This window comes from Pseudomonas sp. MYb193 (genome assembly GCF_002966775.1).
Classification (GTDB): Bacteria; Pseudomonadota; Gammaproteobacteria; order Pseudomonadales; family Pseudomonadaceae; genus Aquipseudomonas; species Aquipseudomonas paracarnis.
On sequence record NZ_CP023269.1, the window covers coordinates 1,099,566 to 1,116,720 of the forward strand.

The following is a 17,155-nucleotide window of genomic DNA, read 5'->3' on the forward strand; positions in this document are numbered from 1 at the left end:
AGATGCATCTTCGTAATACCAAAAAAATCTTACTCTTAATAAATTACTTTAACTTTAGCCTCTAGCTCTCTGAGCTATTTGCCATTGTTGAGTCAAAAGCATCGCCAAACTCTCGTTTCTCCTCCTTTTGCACTCCTAAATCTCCGTTCTGTAAGGCTTTTCCTTGAATACGCGCCTTGACGGTGTGGTGGGCGCATTCCTATAGTGTGCGCAAGTGGCGGAAAGTGGCACAAAGTGGGTTTTTTGAACGTAAAACGCTAAAATTTGGAGAAACGCATCTGTGTTTCGCGGAGCTAACGCTATCAGTCTCGATGCAAAAGGCCGTCTCGCCATGCCGAGCCGGTATCGTGACGAGCTTATTTCGCGAAGTTCAGGGCAGTTAATCATCACGATTGACGCCGTTGACCCCTGTTTATGTGTTTACCCCCTCGACGAGTGGGAGTTGATTGAAACCAAGTTGCGCGCGCTGCCTTCATTGCGTGAAGAAAACCGCCGCCTCCAGCGTTTGCTGATCGGTAATGCCGTCGACCTTGAGCTCGATGGCAGCGGTCGTTTCCTGGTGCCGCCGCGACTGCGCGAGTACGCCAGGCTCGACAAGCGCGCAATGCTGGTAGGCCAACTGAACAAGTTCCAATTGTGGGACGAAGATGCCTGGGATGCTGTGTCTGCAGCGGACCTGGCTGCTATTCAACAACCGGGCGCCATGCCTGATGAACTGCGTGATTTGATCCTGTGACTATTGATAGCGGCTTTAACCACATCACCGTACTGCTTGACGAAGCCGTTGAGGCTCTCGCCGTACGTGCCGATGGCTGCTATGTCGATGGCACATTCGGCAGGGGCGGGCATAGCCGGTTGATACTCAGCCAGCTCGGGTCCGACGGCAAACTCCTCGGGTTCGACAAAGACCCTCAAGCGATTGCCACCGGGCAAGCGCTAGCGGCCGAAGACGGCCGCTTTGTCGTTGTGCAGCGCAGCTTTGCCGAGCTGGGTGCCGAAGTTGCCGAGCGCGGTATGGCGGGCAAGGTGGCCGGGGTTCTGCTCGACCTGGGCGTGTCTTCGCCACAGCTCGACGACCCGGAGCGCGGCTTCAGCTTCATGAACGACGGTCCCCTCGATATGCGTATGGATCCCACTCGTGGGGTCAGTGCCGCACAATTCATCGCCACCGCGCCGGTAGAAGAAATCGCCCGTGTGTTCAAGGAATACGGTGAAGAGCGCTTCGCCGGTCGAATGGCGCGTGCCGTGGTCGAGCGCCGCGAAATCCAGCCGTTTGAACGCACCGCTGACCTGGCCGAAGTGCTGAAGGTCGCCAACCCTGCCTGGGAAAAAGGCAAGAACCCGGCCACCCGCGCATTCCAAGGGTTGCGCATTCACGTTAATAACGAATTGGGCGATCTGGAAGCCGGCCTCGAAGCCGCTCTGGATGCTTTGGAAGTGGGCGGTCGCCTGGTGGTGATCAGCTTCCACTCCCTGGAAGACCGCATCGTCAAACTCTTCATGCGTCGTCTGGTCAAGGGTGAGTCCGATAACCTGCCGCGTAACCTGCCGGTGCGTTTCGAAGCCTTCGTGCCAAAAATCAAAATCCATGGCAAAGCGCAGTTCGCTTCCGAAGCCGAACTCAAGGCCAATCCACGTTCCCGTAGCGCCGTCATGCGTGTTGCGGAGAAATTGCGGTGAGCAAGCTTTTCGCCAAGCCCCTCCCGGGCGGTAGCTTCTTTATGTTGCTGCTGTTTGTCGGCGTGCTGGTGTCCGCGATTGCGGTGTCCTACAGCGCCCACTGGAACCGTCAGTTGCTCAATACCCTTTACGGGGAATTGAGCGTGCGCGACAAAGCCCAGGCAGAGTGGGGCCGGTTGATCCTTGAGCAAAGCACCTGGACGGCCCACAGCCGTATCGAAGTGCTGGCTACCGAACAGTTGAAGATGCACATCCCAGGCGCGGCTGAAGTTCGCATGGTGGCGCCATGATGAAACTCGAAGGGGCACTCTACCCATGGCGCTTTCGCCTGATGCTCGGCTTGCTGGCATTGATGGTGGGCGCGATCGTCTGGCGCATCTTCGACCTTCAGGTCGTCGACCGCGACTTCCTGATCGGCCAGGGTGATGCCCGCAGCCTGCGGCACATCCCGATTCCTGCACACCGTGGCCTGATCACCGACCGTAACGGCGAGCCTCTGGCCGTCAGTACCCCGGTGACCACCCTGTGGGCCAACGCCAAAGAGCTGCAAGTTGCCAAGGACAAGTGGCCTGAACTGGCCGCTGCCCTCGGGCAGGACCGCAAGGCCCTGACCGAACGCCTGGAAGCCCAGGCCAATAAAGAATTCATCTACCTGGTTCGCGGGCTTACCCCTGAGCAAGGCCAGCAAGTGCTCGATCTCAAAATCCCCGGCGTCTACGGCATCGAGGAATTTCGGCGTTTCTACCCGGCCGGTGAAACCACCGCGCACATGGTGGGTTTCACCGACATCGATGACCACGGCCGCGAAGGGGTCGAACTGGCCTATGACGAATGGCTGGCTGGGGTTCCGGGCAAGCGTCAGGTCATCAAGGATCGGCGCGGCAGGCTGATCAAGGACGTCCAGGTCACCAAGAACGCCAAGGCTGGCAAGCCCTTGGCGTTGTCGATTGACCTGCGCCTGCAATACCTGGCCAACCGCGAACTGCGTAACGCGATCATCGAGAACGGCGCCAAGGCCGGCAGCCTGGTGATTATGGATGTGAAGACTGGCGAGATCCTCGCCATGGTCAACCAGCCGACCTACAACCCGAACAACCGTCGCAACCTGCAGCCGGCGATGATGCGTAACCGCGCGATGATCGACGTGTTCGAACCCGGTTCCACCATGAAAGCCATCTCCATGAGTGCTGCCCTGGAAACCGGCCGCTGGAAACCCAGCGACAAGGTCGAGGTTTACCCAGGCACCTTGCAGTTGGGCAAGTACACCATTCGTGACGTGTCCCGCACCGAGGGGCCAGTGCTGGACCTGACCGGCATCCTGATCAACTCCAGTAACGTCGGCATGAGCAAGGTTGCTTTCGATATCGGCGGCGAGACCATCTATCACCTGGCGCAAAAGATCGGCCTGGGGCAACCCACCGGCCTCGACTTCCCGGGCGAGCGGGTCGGTAACCTGCCGAACTACCGCGAGTGGAGAAAGGCCGAGACTGCCACGCTGTCCTATGGCTACGGCCTGTCGGTGACCGCCATCCAGTTGGCCCACGCGTTCTCGGTATTGGCCAATAACGGCCGTATGGTTCCGCTGAGCCTGATCCACGTCGACGAAGCGCCAAAAGCCACCCAAGTGATCCCGGAAAACGTCGCCAAGACCATGCAAGGCATGCTGCAACAAGTGATCGAGGCACCGCGTGGCGTATTCCGCGCCCAGGTGCCGGCGTACCACGTTGCTGGCAAGTCCGGTACGGCGCGTAAGACCTCGGTGGGCACCAAGGGCTATGCCGAAAACTCCTACCGTTCGCTGTTCGCCGGCTTCGGCCCGATGAGCGACCCTCGCTACGCCATCGTCGTGGTGATCGACGAGCCTAGTAAAGCCGGCTACTTCGGTGGCCTGGTTTCGGCGCCGGTGTTCAGCAAAGTGATGTCCGGCACCCTGCGCTTGATGAATATCACGCCGGACAACCTGCCGCCGACGCAACAAGCCAACGCTGGTCCACCGGCTGCCGCTGTTAAAGCCAATGGAGGGCGCGGCTGATGTCTCTTAGCCTGAACAAGATTTTTGCCCATGCCGGCCACGATCTGCTGATTCGTGAGCTGACCCTGGATAGCCGTAATGTACGCGCCGGTGACCTGTTCCTGGCGGTACCTGGCGGCAAGCTCGATGGCCGTGCGCATATTGCCGATGCCCTGCAACGCGGTGCGGCTGCGGTCGCCTATGAAGTGGAAGGCGCCACCGTGCTGCCGATCACCGATGTGCCGTTGATTCCGGTCAAGGGCCTGGCAGCGCAGTTGTCCGACATCGCCGGGCGTTTCTACGGTGACCCGAGCCGCCAACTCAACCTGGTGGGCGTGACTGGCACCAACGGCAAGACCAGTGTGACCCAGTTGGTTGCCCAGGCTTTGGACCTGCTGGGTCAGCACTGCGGCATCGTCGGCACCCTGGGTACCGGTTTCTATGGCGCGCTGCAAAGCGGCCTGCACACCACGCCAAACCCGATTGCCGTACAAGCGACCCTGGCCGACCTGAAAAAGGCCGGCGCCAAGGCGGTAGCCATGGAAGTGTCTTCCCATGGCCTGGACCAAGGGCGTGTCACCGCACTGGCTTTTGACGTGGCCGTGATGACCAACCTGTCCCGCGATCACCTCGACTACCACGGCACCATGGAGGCGTACGCCGCCGCCAAGGCCAAGCTGTTTGCCTGGAATGACCTGAAGTGCCGGGTGGTCAACCTCGACGACGCATTCGGCCGCCAACTGGCGGGCGAAGACAGCGACGCGCGCCTGATCAGCTATAGCCTGCAAGATGCCAGTGCCTACCTGTACTGCCGCGAAGCCCAATTCAATGATGAAGGCGTGCGCGCCACGTTGGTGACGCCGCAGGGCGAGCACCACTTGCGCAGCACCTTGCTCGGGCGGTTCAACCTGAGCAACGTGCTCGCCGCTATCGGTGCACTGCTGGGCCTGGATTACGCCCTGGATGAAATCCTGCGGGTACTGCCGAAGCTGGAAGGCCCTGCCGGTCGCATGCAGCGCCTGGGTGGCGGTACACAACCGCTGGTGGTGGTCGATTACGCCCATACTCCGGACGCCCTGGAAAAAGTCCTCGAAGCCCTGCGCCCACATGCCAAAGGCAAACTGCTTTGCCTGTTCGGTTGCGGCGGTGATCGCGATCGCGGCAAGCGCCCGTTGATGGCCGAAATTGTCGAGCGCTTGGCCGATGGCGTACTCGTCACCGACGACAACCCGCGCAGCGAACACCCGAGCCAGATTTTCGACGACATCCGTGTCGGTTTCAAAGACGCCTCCAACGTCACTTTTGTGGCTGGTCGCGGCGCCGCCATTGCCCAGTTGATCGCCAGTGCCGGCGCGGACGACGTAGTGGTACTCGCGGGTAAAGGTCACGAGGACTATCAGGAAATAAACGGTGAGCGCCATGCCTTCTCTGATCTGGTCGAGGCGGATCACGCCCTGACCGCCTGGGAGGTCGCCCATGCTTAAGGCGATGACGTTCAGCGAACTGGCCCAGGCCCTGTCGGCCCGTGTGCTGTCGAGCGACTGCACATTCACCGGCGTCAGTATCGACAGTCGTAACATCCAGCCGGGGCAGCTGTTTGTCGCCCTGGCCGGCCCGCGTTTCGATGGTCACGACTACCTCAACGACGTTGCCGCCAAAGGTGCCGTCGGTGCCTTGGTGCAGCGTGAAGTGGCCGATTCTGCCTTGCCGCAACTGCTGGTAGCCGACACCCGCCTGGCGCTGGGCCAACTGGGTGCGCTTAACCGTGCTGCTTTTGATAAGCCGGTGGCGGCCATTACCGGTTCCAGCGGCAAGACCACGGTCAAGGAGCTGCTCGCCGGCGTTTTGCGCACGCGCGGGCCGGTACTCGCGACCCGTGGCAACCTGAACAATGATTTCGGCGCACCGCTGACCCTGCTCGAACTGGCCCCGGAACACACGGCGGCAGTGATCGAACTGGGGGCTTCGCGCATCGGCGAAATCGCCTACACCGTGGCGCTGACCCAGCCTCACGTGGCGATCATCAACAACGCCGGTACCGCCCACGTCGGTGAGTTCGGCGGCCCGGAAAAAATCGTCGAAGCCAAGGGCGAAATCCTTGAGGGGCTCGACGCTTCGGGCACTGCGGTACTTAACCTGGATGACAAGGCCTTCGAGACCTGGCGTGTACGCGCCGCCGGTCGCAAGGTCCTGACGTTTGCAGTGCTGAATGCCGCAGCCGATTTCCACGCCTCCAACATCAATGTCGATGCCCGTGGCTGCCCGTCCTTCACTTTGCACACCCCGCAAGGTGATGAGCACGTGCAGTTGAACCTGCTGGGCAACCACAACGTCGCCAACGCCTTGGCCGCCGCCGCTGCCGCCCATGCCCTGGGTGTGTCGCTGTTCGGTATTGCCACCGGCCTGGGCGCGGTGCAGCCGGTCAAGGGCCGCACCGTGGCGCAACTGGCTGGCAACGGCATGCGCGTGATTGATGACACTTACAACGCCAACCCGTCTTCCATCAATGCCGCTGTGGACCTGCTCAAAGGTTTTGATGGGCGCAAGGTACTGGTGCTGGGCGATATCGGTGAATTGGGCGATTGGGCTGAACAAGGCCACCGTGAAGTCGGCGCCTACGCCGCCGGCAAAGTGGACGCGCTCTACGCCGTTGGCACAAACATGGCCCATGCGGTCAACGCTTTCGGCCCTGGCGCGCGGCATTTCGCGAGCCAGGCCGAGCTGATCCAGGCGTTGACGGCGGCTGAACATGACAAACACACAACCATTTTGATCAAGGGATCGCGCAGCGCGGTGATGGAAAACGTCGTCGCAGCCTTGTGTGGCTCAAGTACGGAGAAACATTAATGCTGCTGCTGCTGGCTGAGTATCTGCAACAGTTCCACAAAGGCTTCGCGGTCTTCCAGTACCTGACCCTGCGCGGGATCCTGGGTGTGCTGACCGCGCTGTCTTTGTCACTGTTCCTGGGGCCGTGGATGATCCGCACCCTGCAGAACCTGCAAATTGGTCAATCGGTTCGTAACGACGGCCCGCAGTCGCACCTGTCCAAGTCCGGCACGCCGACCATGGGCGGTGCGCTGATCCTGTCGTCCATCGGCGTCAGTACCTTGCTGTGGGCCGATCTGCATAACCGCTACGTGTGGGTGGTGTTGCTGGTGACCCTGCTGTTCGGTGCCATCGGCTGGGTGGATGACTACCGCAAAGTGATCGAGAAAAACTCCAAGGGGCTGCCAAGCCGCTGGAAGTATTTCTGGCAGTCGGTGTTCGGCCTCGCTGCGGCGATTTTCCTGTACACCACCGCGCCGAGCGCCGTGGAAACCACCTTGATCATCCCGATGCTCAAGGATGTGAGCATCCCGCTGGGTGTCGGTTTTGTGGTGCTGACCTACTTCGTGATCGTCGGCTCCAGCAACGCGGTGAACCTGACCGACGGCCTCGACGGCCTGGCGATTATGCCGACGGTGATGGTAGGCGGTGCGCTCGGCATTTTCTGCTACCTCTCGGGTAACGTGAAATTCGCTGAATACCTGCTGATTCCCTATGTACCGGGCGCCGGTGAGTTGATCGTGTTCTGCGGCGCCTTGATCGGTGCCGGCCTGGGGTTCCTGTGGTTCAACACCTACCCGGCACAAGTCTTCATGGGCGACGTCGGCGCATTGGCGCTGGGCGCCGCCCTGGGCACCATCGCGGTGATCGTTCGCCAGGAAATCGTGCTGTTCATCATGGGCGGTGTGTTCGTGATGGAAACCCTGTCGGTGGTCATCCAGGTGGCGTCCTTCAAGTTGACCGGGCGCCGCGTGTTCCGCATGGCACCGATTCACCACCACTTTGAACTCAAGGGCTGGCCTGAGCCACGCGTGATTGTCCGCTTCTGGATCATCACCGTGATTCTGGTACTGGTCGGCCTTGCCACCCTGAAACTGAGGTAGAAACGAGTGTCCCTGATCGCTTCAGACCACTTCCGCATCGTTGTCGGCCTCGGCAAGAGCGGCATGTCCCTGGTTCGCTTCCTGGCGAACCGGGGCACGTCGTTTGCCGTGGCCGATACGCGGGAAAATCCACCGGAGCTGGTCACGCTGCGCCGTGACTACCCGCACGTGGAAGTGCGTTGTGGCGAGCTGGATGTCGAGTTTCTGTGCCGTGCCGACGAGCTCTACGTGAGCCCGGGCCTGGCCCTGGCGACACCGGCCCTGCAAGCGGCTGCGGCCCGTGGCGTGAAGCTGTCTGGCGATATCGACCTGTTCGCACGCAACGCGAAGGCGCCGATCGTGGCCATCAGCGGTTCCAACGCCAAAAGCACCGTCACCACCCTGGTCGGCGAGATGGCCGCGGCGGCGGGCAAGCGTGTGGCCGTCGGCGGCAATCTTGGCGTGCCGGCGCTGGACCTGCTCAGCGACGACGTCGAGCTGTATGTGATGGAGTTGTCGAGCTTCCAGCTGGAAACCACCCACGACCTCGGCGCTGAAGTGGCGACGGTATTGAACGTCAGTGAAGACCATATGGACCGCTACAGCGGCCTGCCGGCTTATCACCTGGCCAAGCACCGGATCTTCCGTGGCGCCAGGCAATTTGTCGTTAACCGCCAGGATGCCCTGAGCCGTCCGCTGATGGGCGAGGGCATGCCCTGCTGGACCTTCGGCTTGGGCAAACCGGACTTCAAAGGCTTCGGCATTCGTGAAGAGAACGGCGAGAAGTACCTGGCGTTCGAATTCCAGAACCTGATGCCGGTACGCGAACTGAAAATCCGTGGCGCGCACAACCAGTCCAATGCCCTGGCGGCCTTGGCACTCGGTCACGCGGTTGGCCTGCCATTCGACGCCATGCTCTCGAGCCTGCGCACGTTTGCCGGGCTTGAGCATCGCTGCCAGTGGGTGCGCGACCTCAATGACGTCAGCTATTACAACGACTCCAAAGCCACCAACGTCGGTGCAGCCCTGGCGGCCATCGAAGGCCTGGGTGCCGATATCGACGGCAAGCTGGTGCTGATCGCCGGTGGTGATGGCAAGGGCGCCGACTTCAAGGACCTTAAAGCGCCAGTGGCCGCCCATTGCCGCGCCGTGGTGCTGATGGGCCGCGATTCGGACCTGATCGCCGCCGCCCTCGGTGACGCTGTACCGCAAGTACGCGCAGCTTCCCTGGACGATGCCATTGCCCAGAGCAAAGCCTTGGCCCAGCCTGGCGATGCGGTGTTGCTGTCGCCCGCGTGCGCCAGCTTCGACATGTTCAAGAACTATGAAGAGCGCGGCCAACTGTTCGCCCGCGCCGTGGAGGCTTTGGCATGAGCCTCAACCTGAGAAACATCATCAAGCCATACCCGTCGCCGATCATTACCGGGCGCGGCATTGACCTTGATTTCCCTATGCTCGCCGGTTGCCTGGCGCTGCTCGGCCTGGGCCTGGTGATGATCACTTCGGCGTCCTCCGAAGTGGCTGCCGTGCAGTCGGGCAACACGCTGTACATGATGATCCGCCACCTGGTGTACCTGGTGATCGGCCTGGGCGCCTGCATCGTCACCATGATGATTCCGATTGCCACCTGGCAGCGCCTGGGTTGGCTGATGCTGATCGGTGCGTTCGGCTTGCTGGTCATGGTGATCGTCCCGGGCATTGGCCGCGAGGTGAACGGTTCGATGCGCTGGATCGGCTTCGGCGCGTTCAACGTGCAGCCTTCGGAAATCGCCAAGGTGTTCGTGGTGATCTACCTCGCCGGTTACCTGGTGCGCCGTCAGAAAGAAGTACGCGAAAGCTGGATGGGCTTCTTCAAGCCGTTCATCGTGCTGCTGCCCATGGCTGGTCTGCTGCTGATGGAGCCCGACTTCGGGGCCACGGTCGTGATGATGGGCGCCGCCGCCGCGATGCTCTTCCTGGGTGGTGTCGGGCTGTTCCGCTTCACCTTGATGGTGGTGCTGGCGGTGGCGGCCGTGACCATCCTGGTGCAGGCGCAACCCTACCGAATGGCGCGTCTGATTACTTTTACCGACCCCTGGTCCGACCAGTTCGGCTCCGGCTACCAGTTGACCCAGGCGCTGATTGCCTTCGGTCGCGGCGAGTGGCTGGGTGTGGGCCTGGGCAACAGTGTGCAGAAGCAGTTCTACCTGCCGGAAGCCCACACCGACTTTGTGTTCTCGGTATTGGCCGAAGAGTTGGGTGTGGTGGGCTCGCTGTGCACCGTGGCACTGTTTGTATTCGTCTGTGTGCGCGCCATGTACATCGGCTTGTGGGCCGAGAAGGCCAAGCAGTTCTTCGCCGCCTACGTTGCCTATGGGTTGGCCTTCCTGTGGATCGGCCAGTTCCTGATCAACATCGGTGTGAACGTCGGCCTGCTGCCGACCAAGGGCCTGACCTTGCCGTTCCTCAGTTACGGCGGCAGCTCGTTGGTGATTTGCTGCGCCTGTCTCGGGTTGTTGCTGCGTATCGAGTGGGAGAGTCGCACCCACCTGGGCAGCGAAGAGATGGAGTTCAGCGAGAGCGACTTCGCCGAGGAGCCGACTCATGGGCGCTAACGTGCTGATCATGGCGGGCGGTACCGGGGGGCATGTGTTCCCGGCCCTGGCCTGCGCCCGTGAATTCCAGAACCGTGGCTACACCGTGCACTGGCTGGGTACGCCCCGTGGCATCGAAAACGAATTGGTGCCCAATGCCGGTTTGCCGCTGCATTTGATCAACGTCACCGGGTTGCGCGGCAAGAGCAAGTTGTCATTGCTCAAGGCGCCGTTCGTGTTGCTCAAGGCGGTCATGCAGGCGCGCAAGATCATTCGCGAGTTGAAGCCGGTGTGTGTGCTCGGCTTTGGCGGTTATGTGACCGGCCCTGGTGGCGTTGCGGCGAAACTCGCGGGCGTGCCGGTGATCGTCCATGAACAGAACGCCGTCGCCGGTACTGCCAACCGCCTGCTGGTGCCATTGGCTGCGCGGGTGTGTGAAGCCTTTCCGAAAACCTTCGCCGCCTCCGACAAGCTTCGCACCACCGGTAACCCGGTGCGTACCGAGCTGTTCATGGCCATTGCGCGTGACGCGCTGGCGGGGCGCAAGGCTCACCTGCTGATCCTGGGCGGAAGCCTGGGCGCCGAGCCGCTGAATAAATTGCTGCCTGAAGCCGTTGCGCAACTTCCTGAGGATGTGCGCCCGGAGATCTTCCACCAGGCCGGCAAGAACCACGATGAAGTCACCGCCGCGCGTTATCGCGAGGCCGGTGTAGAGGCCAATGTACAGCCCTTCATCAAAGACATGGCCCAAGCCTATGGCTGGGCCGACCTGGTGGTCTGCCGCGCTGGTGCGCTGACCGTCAGTGAACTGGCGGCCGCCGGTCTGCCGTCCTTGCTGGTGCCTTTGCCCCACGCCATCGACGATCACCAGACCCGCAACGCCGAATATTTGGCCGGGGAGGGCGCTGCCTTCCTGCTGCCGCAAAGAACGACTGGCGCCGCCGATTTGGCCGCACGCCTGACCGAGGTTTTGATGCAACCGGAACGACTCAACAGCATGGCGAGCACCGCAAGCCGCCTGGCCAAACCTGACGCAACCCGCACCGTGGTCGATATCTGCCTGGAGGTGGCCCATGGTTGAGAATCAGAAAGCCATGCCGCAACCCGAGATGCGCCGCATCCGCCGTATTCACTTCGTCGGTATCGGTGGCGTGGGCATGTGCGGGATTGCCGAAGTGTTGCTGAACCTGGGCTACCAGGTGTCCGGCTCGGACTTGAAAGAGTCGCCGGTCACCGAGCGCCTGAAGTCCTTTGGCGCACAGATCTTCATCGGCCACCGTGCCGAGAACGCCGCCGAAGCTGACGTGCTGGTGGTGTCCAGCGCCGTGAACACGTCCAACCCGGAAGTGGCCACCGCCCTTGAGCGCCGTATCCCTGTGGTACCGCGTGCCGAGATGCTTGCCGAGCTGATGCGCTATCGCCACGGCATCGCCGTGGCCGGTACCCATGGCAAGACCACCACCACCAGCCTGATCGCCTCGGTGTTCGCCGCCGGTGGCCTGGACCCGACCTTCGTCATCGGTGGCCGCCTGAATGCAGCTGGCACCAATGCCCAGCTGGGCACCAGTCGCTACCTGATCGCCGAAGCCGATGAAAGTGACGCGAGCTTCCTGCACTTGCAACCGCTGGTCGCCGTCGTCACCAACATCGACGAAGACCACATGGCGACCTACGACGGCGACTTCAACAAGTTGAAGAAAACCTTCGTCGACTTCCTGCACAACCTGCCGTTCTATGGGTTGGCGGTGGTGTGCCTGGACGACCCGGTGGTGCGTGAAATCCTGCCCCAGGTCAAACGCCCTACCGTGACCTACGGCTTCAGCGAAGACGCCGACGTGCGCGCAATCAATGTGCGCCAGGAAGGCATGCAAACCTTCTTCACCGTGCTGCGCCCCGATCGCGAGCCGCTGGACGTGTCGGTGAACATGCCGGGCAACCACAACGTGCTGAACTCTTTGGCGACCATCTGCATTGCCACCGATGAAGGCGTCAGCGATGAAGCCATCGTCGAGGGCCTGTCGCGCTTTGCCGGTGTGGGCCGTCGCTTCCAGGTCTACGGCCAACTGCCGGTCGAAGGCGGTGACGTGATGCTGGTGGACGACTACGGCCACCACCCGACCGAAGTTGCGGCCGTTATCAAGGCCGTACGCGGTGGTTGGCCGGAGCGCCGGCTGGTGATGGTGTACCAGCCGCACCGCTACAGCCGCACCCGCGACCTGTACGACGACTTCGTCAATGTACTGGCCGATGCCAACGTGCTGCTGCTGATGGAAGTCTACCCGGCCGGTGAAGAACCGATCCCGGGCGCTGACAGCCGCAAGCTGTGCAACAGCATCCGCCAGCGCGGCCAGTTGGACCCGATCTACATCGAGCGTGGCGTGGATCTGGCGCCTATCGTCAAGCCGCTGCTGCGTGCCGGTGACATCCTGCTGTGCCAGGGCGCCGGTGATATCGGTGGCCTTGCGCCCAAATTGCTGGCGAGCCCGCTGTTTGCAGCCGCCGCCAAGGGGAAGTCGAAATGACCACTGATTACGGCTCCCTGTTTTCCACCCTTGCGCCTGCCGACTTCGGTCGCGTGGCCGTGTTGTTCGGCGGCAAGAGCGCCGAGCGCGAAGTGTCGCTCAAGTCCGGCAATGCGGTGCTTGAGGCGCTGCAAAGTGCTGGCGTGAACGCGTTCGGTATCGATGTGGGCGATGACTTCCTTGCCCGCCTGCAGGCCGAGAAGATCGACCGTGCCTTTCTCATTCTTCACGGCCGCGGCGGTGAAGACGGCAGCATGCAGGGCCTGCTCGAATGCGCCGGCATCCCTTACACCGGCAGCGGCATCCTCGCGTCGGCCTTGGCGATGGACAAGTTGCGCACCAAGCAGGTGTGGCACAGCCTGGGCATTCCGACCCCACGTCACGCCGTACTGTGCAGTGAAGACGATTGTATTTCTGCGGCCAAGGAACTGGGCCTGCCTTTGATCGTCAAACCAGCCCATGAAGGCTCCAGTATCGGCATGGCCAAAGTGAACTCGGCCGCCGAATTGATCGACGCATGGAAAGCGGCAAGTACCTACGATTCGCAAGTGTTGGTGGAACAGTGGATTTCCGGTCCCGAGTACACCATCGCCACCCTGCGTGGCCAGGTATTGCCGCCCATCGCTTTGGGCACGCCCCACACCTTTTATGACTACGACGCCAAGTACCTGGCTTCCGATACTCAGTACCGGATCCCGTGTGGGCTCGAAGCAACCAAGGAACAGGAATTGATGGACCTCACGGCGAAAGCCTGTGAGGCGCTGGGTATCGCCGGTTGGGCGCGGGCAGACGTGATGCAGGATGACCAAGGGAATTTCTGGTTCCTTGAAGTCAACACCGCACCGGGCATGACTGATCACAGCCTGGTTCCCATGGCTGCCCGTGCCGCCGGTCTGGATTTCCAGCAGTTAGTGCTGGCGATCCTGGCCGACAGCATTGAGCCAAGAGGCTAAAGACATGAACGGCGCATCGCTTCGTCATCAGCCCCCACAAGCACCGAGCCGCAAGCCGGTGCCACGGGGTGCAAGCCGAATGGTGGCTAAAGAGCCGATGTCGGCGCGCCTGCCAAAAGCCAACTTTGGTTTTATCAAGGCGCTGTTCTGGCCGGTGCTGCTGGTGGTGCTGGGCTTTGGCACGTACGAAGGCGCGCAGCGTCTGTTGCCGTATGCCGACCGGCCGATCACCAAGATCAGCGTGCAGGGCGACTTGAGCTACATCAGCCAGCAAGCGGTACAGCAGCGCATCGGCCCATACCTGGCGGCGAGCTTCTTTACCATCGACCTGGCTGGCATGCGCTCGGAGCTGGAACAGATGCCGTGGATCGCCCACGCCGAAGTTCGCCGGGTATGGCCGGACCAGGTCACGATCCGCCTGGAAGAACAACTGCCCGTGGCCCGTTGGGGCGATGGAGCGCTGTTGAACAACCAGGGCCAGGCGTTCACCCCGCGTGAGCTGGCCAACTATGAACACCTGCCGCAGCTGTTCGGGCCGCAGCGGGCGCAGCAGCAAGTGATGCAGCAGTACCAGGCCTTGAGCCAGATGCTGCGGCCATTGGGCTTCTCCATTGCACGCCTGGAATTGCGTGAGCGGGGCAGCTGGTTTTTGACGACCGGGGCAGGCAGTTCCGGCCCGGGCATCGAGTTGTTGCTGGGACGCGACCGCTTGGTGGAAAAGATGCGCCGCTTTATTGCCATCTATGAAAAAACCTTGAAAGAACAGATTACGAACATTGCGAGCGTCGACCTGCGTTACGCCAACGGCCTGGCCGTCGGCTGGCGTACACCGGCTGCGCCCACGGCAGCACAACCCGCTGTCGCGAAGAATTAAGAAGAGGCAGGACCCATGGCAAACGTGCAAAGCGGCAAAATGATCGTCGGTCTCGATATCGGCACCTCCAAGGTGGTGGCGCTGGTGGGCGAGGTCGGGGAAGACGGCGCGATCGAAATCGTCGGTATTGGCACGCATCCGTCCCGGGGCCTGAAGAAGGGCGTGGTGGTGAACATCGAGTCCACTGTGCAGTCGATCCAGCGCGCTATCGAAGAAGCGCAGCTGATGGCCGGTTGCCGGATTCACTCGGCGTTCGTCGGCGTGGCTGGCAACCACATCCGCAGCCTGAACTCCCACGGCATCGTGGCGATCCGCGACCGTGAAGTCAGCTCGGCCGACCTTGAGCGCGTCCTCGACGCTGCCCAGGCCGTGGCGATCCCGGCGGACCAGCGCGTGCTGCACACCCTGCCGCAGGACTACGTGATCGATAACCAGGAAGGCGTGCGCGAGCCCCTGGGCATGTCGGGCGTTCGCCTGGAAGCCAAGGTCCACGTGGTGACCTGCGCCGTCAACGCCGCACAGAACATTGAAAAATGCGTGCGCCGCTGCGGCCTGGAAATCGACGACATCATTCTCGAGCAGTTGGCCTCGGCCTACTCGGTCCTGACTGACGACGAAAAAGAACTGGGCGTGTGCCTGGTGGACATCGGCGGCGGCACCACCGACATCGCGATCTTCACCGAGGGTGCGATCCGTCACACCGCCGTGATCCCGATTGCCGGCGACCAGGTCACCAACGACATCGCCATGGCGCTGCGCACACCGACCCAGTACGCCGAAGAAATCAAGATCCGCTACGCCTGCGCCCTGGCCAAGCTGGCCGGTGCCGGCGAGACCATCAAGGTGCCAAGCGTGGGTGATCGTCCACCGCGCGAGCTGTCGCGCCAGGCCCTGGCCGAAGTGGTCGAGCCACGCTACGACGAGCTGTTCACCCTGATCCAGGCTGAACTGCGCCGCAGCGGCTACGAAGATTTGATCCCGGCTGGCATCGTGCTGACCGGTGGCACCTCGAAGATGGAAGGCGCGGTCGAGTTGGCCGAGGAAATCTTCCACATGCCGGTGCGCTTGGGCGTGCCTCATGGCGTGAAGGGCCTGGGCGACGTGGTGCGTAATCCGATTTATTCCACCGGTGTGGGCTTGCTGTTGTACGGGCTGCAAAAGCAGACCGACGGCATTTCCCTGTCGGGCCCGAGCATCCGTGACAGCTACCGCAGCGACGACGAGGCGAAAGCGCCGTTGTTCGAGCGGCTGCAGGCTTGGGTAAAAGGCAATTTCTAAAGATTTACCGCGACACCGCAGCACCCGCAATAAGCAGTAGGCGAAAAAACTAGAGAAAATGAAAGGAGAGGGAACATGTTCGAACTCGTAGACAACATCCCCGCTAGCCCGGTTATCAAAGTAATCGGTGTCGGCGGTGGCGGCGGCAACGCTGTCAACCACATGGTCAAGAGCAACATTGAAGGCGTTGAGTTCATCTGCGCCAACACTGATGCCCAGGCGCTCAAAAGCATCGGCGCGCGGACCATCCTGCAATTGGGCACCGCAGTGACCAAGGGCCTCGGCGCTGGCGCCAATCCGGAAGTCGGCCGTCAAGCCGCCCTGGAAGACCGCGAGCGTATTGCCGAAGTGCTGCAAGGCACCAACATGGTGTTCATCACCACGGGCATGGGCGGCGGTACCGGTACCGGTGCTGCACCGATCATTGCCGAAGTGGCCAAGGAAATGGGGATTCTGACCGTTGCTGTCGTGACCCGTCCGTTCCCGTTCGAAGGCCGCAAGCGCATGCAGATCGCCGACGAAGGTATCCGTCTGTTGTCTGAAAGCGTCGACTCGTTGATCACCATCCCCAACGAGAAACTACTGACCATCCTGGGCAAGGATGCCAGCCTGCTGTCCGCGTTCGCCAAGGCTGACGATGTACTGGCCGGTGCCGTTCGCGGTATCTCCGACATCATCAAGCGCCCAGGCATGATCAACGTCGACTTTGCCGACGTACGTACTGTGATGAGCGAAATGGGCATGGCGATGATGGGCACTGGCTGCGCCAGCGGTCCGAACCGTGCACGCGAAGCCACCGAAGCGGCCATCCGCAACCCGTTGCTCGAAGACGTGAACCTGCAAGGTGCACGCGGCATCCTGGTGAACATCACCGCCGGTCCTGACCTGTCCCTGGGTGAGTACTCCGACGTGGGTAGCATCATCGAAGCCTTCGCGTCCGAGCACGCCATGGTCAAAGTCGGTACCGTTATTGATCCGGACATGCGCGATGAGCTGCATGTAACCGTGGTTGCTACCGGCCTGGGTGCAAAAATCGAGAAGCCTGTGAAGGTCATCGACAACACCCTGCACACCAGCCAGGCCAGCCAGGCAGCTGCCGCTCCAGCCCCTGCTCGCCAGGAACTGCCGTCGGTCAACTACCGTGACCTGGACCGTCCGACCGTGATGCGCAACCAGGCTCAGGCCGGTGCTGCGGCGTCCCGTAGCCCGAATCCGCAAGATGACCTGGACTACCTGGACATCCCGGCATTCCTGCGTCGTCAGGCCGATTAATGGAATGTATCAGGGCTATGAAGGTGATTGGTGTTCAGCAAAGGTCTGGTCTGCTATTATCGCCAGCCTTTGTTGATACCAGTT

General features: G+C 61.6%; 15 protein-coding genes. All 15 read left to right on the forward strand.

Features of this window, described 5'->3' with window-relative positions; genetic code table 11:
* Positions 1-280 precede the first annotated feature (280 nt).
* The 15 genes from mraZ (at position 281) to ftsZ (ending at position 17,071) form a co-directional block, all read left to right on the forward strand.
* Positions 281-736, forward strand: coding sequence for a division/cell wall cluster transcriptional repressor MraZ (gene mraZ / locus CLM72_RS05105; protein ID WP_004371993.1), 456 nt, complete (start codon positions 281-283; stop codon positions 734-736).
* Positions 733-1,680, forward strand: coding sequence for a 16S rRNA (cytosine(1402)-N(4))-methyltransferase RsmH (gene rsmH / locus CLM72_RS05110; protein ID WP_003188661.1), 948 nt, complete (start codon positions 733-735; stop codon positions 1,678-1,680). The genes mraZ and rsmH overlap by 4 nt, the downstream gene beginning before the upstream one ends.
* On the forward strand, positions 1,677-1,970 hold the full coding sequence (ftsL, locus tag CLM72_RS05115; protein WP_003188663.1) for a cell division protein FtsL: 294 nt from the start codon (positions 1,677-1,679) through the stop codon (positions 1,968-1,970). Before rsmH ends, ftsL begins: the two co-directional genes overlap by 4 nt.
* Entirely contained in the window at positions 1,970-3,712 is a 1,743-nt protein-coding gene (locus tag CLM72_RS05120) for a penicillin-binding protein 2 (RefSeq protein ID WP_019816949.1), read from the forward strand. The genes ftsL and CLM72_RS05120 overlap by 1 nt, the downstream gene beginning before the upstream one ends.
* On the forward strand, positions 3,712-5,175 hold the full coding sequence (locus CLM72_RS05125; protein ID WP_105225800.1) for a UDP-N-acetylmuramoyl-L-alanyl-D-glutamate--2,6-diaminopimelate ligase: 1,464 nt from the start codon (positions 3,712-3,714) through the stop codon (positions 5,173-5,175). Before CLM72_RS05120 ends, CLM72_RS05125 begins: the two co-directional genes overlap by 1 nt.
* Entirely contained in the window at positions 5,168-6,538 is a 1,371-nt protein-coding gene (gene murF / locus CLM72_RS05130; protein WP_054898898.1) for a UDP-N-acetylmuramoyl-tripeptide--D-alanyl-D-alanine ligase, read from the forward strand. Before CLM72_RS05125 ends, murF begins: the two co-directional genes overlap by 8 nt.
* Positions 6,538-7,620, forward strand: a complete 1,083-nt coding sequence (gene mraY / locus CLM72_RS05135; RefSeq protein WP_003188670.1) for a phospho-N-acetylmuramoyl-pentapeptide-transferase — start codon at positions 6,538-6,540, stop codon at positions 7,618-7,620. The genes murF and mraY overlap by 1 nt, the downstream gene beginning before the upstream one ends.
* Positions 7,621-7,626: 6 nt before the next feature.
* On the forward strand, positions 7,627-8,973 hold the full coding sequence (gene murD / locus CLM72_RS05140; protein WP_105225801.1) for a UDP-N-acetylmuramoyl-L-alanine--D-glutamate ligase: 1,347 nt from the start codon (positions 7,627-7,629) through the stop codon (positions 8,971-8,973).
* Complete coding sequence (gene ftsW / locus CLM72_RS05145; protein ID WP_003188673.1) at positions 8,970-10,193, forward strand: putative lipid II flippase FtsW; 1,224 nt, start codon at positions 8,970-8,972, stop codon at positions 10,191-10,193. The genes murD and ftsW overlap by 4 nt, the downstream gene beginning before the upstream one ends.
* Positions 10,183-11,253 carry an undecaprenyldiphospho-muramoylpentapeptide beta-N-acetylglucosaminyltransferase gene (gene murG / locus CLM72_RS05150; RefSeq protein WP_003188675.1) on the forward strand — a complete coding sequence of 357 codons (1,071 nt, stop codon included), beginning with the start codon at positions 10,183-10,185 and terminating at the stop codon, positions 11,251-11,253. Before ftsW ends, murG begins: the two co-directional genes overlap by 11 nt.
* Positions 11,246-12,694: a UDP-N-acetylmuramate--L-alanine ligase gene (gene murC, locus CLM72_RS05155; RefSeq protein ID WP_003188677.1), complete on the forward strand. Its 1,449-nt coding sequence runs from the start codon at positions 11,246-11,248 to the stop codon at positions 12,692-12,694. The genes murG and murC overlap by 8 nt, the downstream gene beginning before the upstream one ends.
* A complete protein-coding gene (locus tag CLM72_RS05160; protein WP_014716974.1) occupies positions 12,691-13,647 on the forward strand; it encodes a D-alanine--D-alanine ligase in 957 nt (318 codons plus the stop codon). The genes murC and CLM72_RS05160 overlap by 4 nt, the downstream gene beginning before the upstream one ends.
* A gap of 4 nt (positions 13,648-13,651) precedes the next feature.
* Positions 13,652-14,521, forward strand: coding sequence for a cell division protein FtsQ/DivIB (locus CLM72_RS05165; RefSeq protein WP_105225802.1), 870 nt, complete (start codon positions 13,652-13,654; stop codon positions 14,519-14,521).
* A 15-nt stretch (positions 14,522-14,536) separates the two neighbouring features.
* Positions 14,537-15,799, forward strand: coding sequence for a cell division protein FtsA (gene ftsA, locus CLM72_RS05170; protein ID WP_003188682.1), 1,263 nt, complete (start codon positions 14,537-14,539; stop codon positions 15,797-15,799).
* Between the two features lie 75 nt (positions 15,800-15,874).
* Complete coding sequence (ftsZ, locus tag CLM72_RS05175) at positions 15,875-17,071, forward strand: cell division protein FtsZ (RefSeq protein WP_003188685.1); 1,197 nt, start codon at positions 15,875-15,877, stop codon at positions 17,069-17,071.
* Positions 17,072-17,155 lie beyond the last annotated feature (84 nt).

Bases quoted from the DNA above. Each gene is read 5' to 3' on its own strand.
- CLM72_RS05120 (WP_019816949.1), top strand. From the start codon at position 1,970: ATGAAACTCGAAGGGGCACTCTACCCATGGCGCTTTCGCCTGATGCTC.
- CLM72_RS05125 (WP_105225800.1), top strand. From the start codon at position 3,712: ATGTCTCTTAGCCTGAACAAGATTTTTGCCCATGCCGGCCACGATCTG.
- murF (WP_054898898.1), top strand. From the start codon at position 5,168: ATGCTTAAGGCGATGACGTTCAGCGAACTGGCCCAGGCCCTGTCGGCC.
- mraY (WP_003188670.1), top strand. From the start codon at position 6,538: ATGCTGCTGCTGCTGGCTGAGTATCTGCAACAGTTCCACAAAGGCTTC.
- ftsW (WP_003188673.1), top strand. From the start codon at position 8,970: ATGAGCCTCAACCTGAGAAACATCATCAAGCCATACCCGTCGCCGATC.
- murG (WP_003188675.1), top strand. From the start codon at position 10,183: ATGGGCGCTAACGTGCTGATCATGGCGGGCGGTACCGGGGGGCATGTG.
- murC (WP_003188677.1), top strand. From the start codon at position 11,246: ATGGTTGAGAATCAGAAAGCCATGCCGCAACCCGAGATGCGCCGCATC.
- CLM72_RS05160 (WP_014716974.1), top strand. From the start codon at position 12,691: ATGACCACTGATTACGGCTCCCTGTTTTCCACCCTTGCGCCTGCCGAC.
- CLM72_RS05165 (WP_105225802.1), top strand. From the start codon at position 13,652: ATGAACGGCGCATCGCTTCGTCATCAGCCCCCACAAGCACCGAGCCGC.
- ftsA (WP_003188682.1), top strand. From the start codon at position 14,537: ATGGCAAACGTGCAAAGCGGCAAAATGATCGTCGGTCTCGATATCGGC.
- ftsZ (WP_003188685.1), top strand. From the start codon at position 15,875: ATGTTCGAACTCGTAGACAACATCCCCGCTAGCCCGGTTATCAAAGTA.